Raw genomic sequence first — 313 nt, forward strand, 5'->3', positions numbered from 1 at the left:
TGGGACCAAGGGGTCGCAGGTTCGAATCCTGTCTTCCCGACCACTTCTTATGGGGCCTTAGCTCAGCTGGGAGAGCGCCTGCCTTGCACGCAGGAGGTCAGCGGTTCGATCCCGCTAGGCTCCACCATATGAACCTTGAAAACTGAACAGCAAAACGTCAACAAATAAAGTTCTGGAGCCGACCTCGTCGGTGAAAAGAACAAATGAATCTTCGGATTCAAATTGACATCTTAATTGATGCCAGCAAGAAACTCGAGCTACTCGAATTTCTCTATTATGGAGAGTTTGATCCTGGCTCAGGACGAACGCTGGC

General features: G+C 50.2%; 1 tRNA gene. It reads left to right on the plus strand.

Going from position 1 to position 313, the window contains the following annotated elements:
* Positions 1-51 precede the first annotated feature (51 nt).
* A tRNA-Ala gene (locus tag M3193_RS16630) sits at positions 52-127 on the plus strand.
* Positions 128-313 lie beyond the last annotated feature (186 nt).

Origin of the sequence: Sporosarcina luteola (genome assembly GCF_023715585.1) — a bacterium.
Taxonomy (GTDB): domain Bacteria; phylum Bacillota; class Bacilli; order Bacillales_A; family Planococcaceae; genus Sporosarcina; species Sporosarcina luteola_D.